The organism is Nocardioides sp., from assembly GCF_016462705.1.
Lineage (GTDB): Bacteria > Actinomycetota > Actinomycetes > Propionibacteriales > Nocardioidaceae > Nocardioides.
In genome coordinates this window covers 3,700-7,580 of sequence record NZ_JAEMSS010000190.1, presented here as the reverse complement: position 1 = coordinate 7,580, position 3,881 = coordinate 3,700, and the positions used below count along the sequence as shown (strand labels likewise).

Genomic DNA, 3,881 nt, shown 5'->3' with positions numbered 1-3,881 from the left:
CTTGTTGTCGAACTTGGACTTGGTGACCGAGTCGTTGACGTTGATGGCCGGGAAGAGCAGCGAGCCTTCCTTCATCATGTCGTAGAGGCGGAGCACGCCGGTCGTGGTCTCCTCGGTGACGCCCTTGATCTCACCGGCGATGGGGGTCCAGCGCTCGTTGGTCTCGGCCAGGGAGGCGTTGAGGACGTCGAAGATGATCTTCTGCTCGTGGCTCTTCGCCGTGGCCGGGTCCGGCGCGACCCCGGTCTTCTCCATCTCGACACCGAGGTGGACGAGCAGGGTGGCGTCGCCGCCGTCGTCGAGGATCATGTTGGCGAACCGCTTCGAGCCGTCGGCGGCGTCGGGCCACATGAGGATCTGCTGGGTGCACCACCAGTACTCCTCCAGCGTCTCGCCCTTCCAGGCGAAGACGGGAACGCCGGCGGGGTTCTCGGCGGTGCCGTCGGGGCCGACGGCGACGGCCGCGGCCGCGTGGTCCTGGGTCGAGAAGATGTTGCAGGAGGCCCAGCGGACCTCGGCGCCCAGGGCGACCAGCGTCTCGATGAGGACGGCGGTCTGGATGGTCATGTGCAGGGAGCCGGCGATCCGGGCCCCGGCGAGCGGCTTGGAGTCGCCGTAGCGCTCACGCATGGCCATCAGGCCGGGCATCTCGTGCTCGGCGAGAGAGATCTCGGTGCGGCCGTAGTCGGCCAGGGTGAGGTCGGCGACCTTGAAGTCCATCTGGTAAGTCTCCTTGTGACGGTGGCGTCAGGTCTGCGTCGCGCATCTGCACGTTGACGGGATCTCCCCACGCTGACCGGAAGAGCGTAGGACGTCGGCCGCCGGGATCAGGAATCCTCGGCAACCCGCGTGCCTGGGTCAGTGCTGGGCCTTGGCCCGACCGGGGACCAGGTGCATCACCACGAGCGCCACGGCGCCCACCAGGAGGCCGAGGACCGCCGAGGCCAGGGTGTTGACGAGCCAGGCCGCGGCCCCGCCGATCGCCGCGAGGCTCCCGTCGAACCAGTGGTCGACGTCCTCCTCCCAGTGGTGGACCACGTCGTAGAGCCAGTGCCAGCCGAGGTCGTCCAGTCCCACCAGGATGATGTGGCCACCGACCCACAGCATGGCGGCGACGCCGACGGTCGAGATGACGCTCAGCAGGCCGGGCATGGCTTTGACCATGGCGACCCCGACCCGCTGCGCGAGCTCGGACTTGCGCTGGCTGAGCGCCAGGCCCACGTCGTCCATCTTCACGATCAGTGCGACCACGCCGTAGACCAGCGCGGTGATGCCGACCGCGACGACGGCCAGGATGATCGCGCGGGGCAGGAAGGACTCGCCGGCCACCTCGTTGAGGGCGATGACCATGATCTCCGCCGACAGGATGAAGTCGGTGCGGATCGCGCCCGACACCATCGAGCTCTCGTGCTCCGCGCCGAGCTCGCCGCTCTCGGTCGCGACCGGCGCGTGCTCCTCGTGGCCACGGATCCGGCCCCAGACCTTGTGGGCCCCCTCGTAGCAGAGGTAGGTGCCGCCGCACATGAGCAGCGGTGTCAGGGCCCAGTCGAACCACTGGCTGAGCACCAGGGCCGCCGGGAGGATGAACAGGAGCTTGTTGCGGAACGACCCGCGGGCGATCCTCCAGATGATCGGCAGCTCGCGCTTGGCGGCGACGTTCTGGACGTACTGCGGGGTGACGGCCGTGTCGTCGACCACGACCCCGGCGGCCTTGGCACTGGCCCGGCCGGCTGCCGCGCCGACGTCGTCGACCGAGGCGGCGGCGAGTCGCGCGAGGGCGGCGATGTCGTCCAGCAGGCCGAAGAGGCCTGCGCTCACTGCCTCGTCTCCTGCGTCCCGGCCATGGCGGGAAGGTTAGCGGGCACCTCCTCGTCGAAGTGCTGGCCCACCCCGACGTCCTGCTGGGCGACCGTCACGTCGACGGCCTTGCGGACCTCGCGCTCGGCCAGGGCGAACGGGTCGACGAGGTGCTGCAGCCGGGACGCGAGCGGCCGCCACGCGAGCAGCAGGGCGAGACCGACAGCCGCGGCGCTGACGGTGACGAAGCCGAGCACCGGGTGCGCCCCCGCCCAGGTGGGCACGCCGGCGTACTCGGCACCGAGCACGAAGAAGCCGTGGACCAGGTAGACGACCAGCGTGAAGGCGCCCATCCGGGTGAACCAGCCGCCGACCCGGGGCACGAGGGTGAGGAACGCCCAGGCGCCGACCAGGCCCACGGCCATCACGCCGGCACGGGTCAGCAGGGCTCGGGTGTCGCTGACGTCGAGCTCGGCGTACCGGGCCCGGTAGTAGAGCCACTCGGTGGTCGCCAGCCGGTCGGTCCAGATGGCGAGGACGCCGATCGCGAGCAGCGCGACCACCGCCCAGCGGCGTCGCCCGGCGTCGAAGACCGCGGCCAGCCGCTCCGGGGTCGCGTGCAGGCCGAGCACGAAGAACGGCAGCAGACCGAGGACCCGGGCGGCGTCGAAGGTGTCCCCCGCCCACACCCCGGCGACCAGGCTGGTGGCCACCGCGACCGCCACGGCGACCCCGGCGGGCAGCCGGCGGAACGGCGGCGTCAGCAGCCGCCAGAAGAAGAGGGCGGCGAGGTACCACATGGGCCAGTGCGGGTTCTGGAACAGCCGCTCGAGGTTCTCTCCGCCGACATGCACCCGGAACAGGGCGAGCAGGCCCTCGAAGATGAGGTAGGGCACGACGACGGTGCTCAGGAGCTGGCGCATCCGGGTCGAGGTGTAGGCGAACGACCGGGACAGGTAGCCGGTGACGAACACGAAGGCCGGGACGTGCCAGGCGTAGAGGGCGTCGTAGAGGACCTCGTTGACGGCGCCCTGCGGAAGCAGCGTCCAGGCGTGGCCGAGGACCACGAGGGTCACCAGCGCCATCTTGGCGTTGTCGAGCCACGGATCTCTCACCACGGCGGGGTACTACCCGCCCGAGCGGACCCTCAACCCTCCTCGACGAGCCCGATCCCGAGGTAGGCCGCGGCGTAGGTGCCGCTCAGCAGCAGCGACGCGTAGCGGGCGACCTCGGTGGGCGCCTCGGCCACCACGGTCTCGACCCGTACGCCGCGCGCCGCCGCGGCCGCCTGGAGGCGGCCGCGCTGCTCGCGCACCACGGGCTCCTCGGCGCCGTCGTCCAGCACGAGGAGCATCGGCCGCAGCTCGGACGGACTGCCGAGGCTGTCGGCGAAGGGGTCGTCGAAGACGTCCCGCGGGCGGGCGGCCTCGATGACCGGCAACAGGTGCTCGGCGTCACCGGCCAGGGCGGTTCGCCCGCTGGCCCGGCGGACCGACTCGGCGACCCTGCGGGCGGCCCGCGCGGCGAGCACCGACCCACCCCAGACCAGCGGGTTGGTGTCGGCCAGGGCGATGGCGAGCATCTTGGCCGGGTTGACGGCCAGGTCCCGGTGCGGGGAGCTGGCGATGGCGACGTCGTCGAGCGCCTGCGCGACCTGTTCCGCGTCCGCCGCGGGCCCGAGCGACACCTGGTCGAGATAGGACAGCATCACGACCGCGGTGGCGAGCGGGTCGCCGGCCTCGGTGGGCAGGATCGTGCTCCAGCGGCCCGCGGCGTGCTCGGCGACCATCGAGCTCGGGGGGCAGGCCACCACGACCTGGCAGCCCCGGCGGACGCCCTCGGCGACGGCGGAGGCGGTCCCGACGTCGGAGCCGTCCGGCGCCAGGACGACGACCAGGTCGAGGCTCCCCGCCCAGCCGGGCAGGGCCGGGTTGGGCCAGGCCACGAACGGGACCGGGCACCACGGCTCGAGCACCGCGCGCAGCAGCCGAGAGTCCGGCCCGGCGGCGATGACCGCGCGCGGTCGGGCCAGCTCACGGCCGCGCTCGACGGCGTCGGCGATGGCGGTCGCCGCCTCGCTCGCC

The 3,881-nt window shown here is 72.1% G+C and carries 4 protein-coding genes; all 4 read right to left on the bottom strand.

What is annotated here, in order from left to right; genetic code table 11:
* Positions 1-720: adenosylhomocysteinase (locus JHD21_RS18680; RefSeq protein WP_292678273.1), on the bottom strand; the 720-nt coding region annotated here is incomplete at its 3' end.
* 138 nt (positions 721-858) lie between these two features.
* Positions 859-1,818 (bottom strand): DUF808 domain-containing protein, encoded by a 960-nt coding sequence (locus tag JHD21_RS18675; RefSeq protein ID WP_292678271.1) that lies wholly within the window; start codon positions 1,816-1,818, stop codon positions 859-861.
* Positions 1,815-2,912, bottom strand: a complete 1,098-nt coding sequence (locus tag JHD21_RS18670; protein ID WP_292678269.1) for an acyltransferase family protein — start codon at positions 2,910-2,912, stop codon at positions 1,815-1,817. Before JHD21_RS18670 ends, JHD21_RS18675 begins: the two co-directional genes overlap by 4 nt.
* A 32-nt stretch (positions 2,913-2,944) precedes the next feature.
* Positions 2,945-3,881 (bottom strand): SIS domain-containing protein (locus JHD21_RS18665; RefSeq protein ID WP_292678267.1); only part of this gene is annotated, 937 nt, incomplete at its 5' end.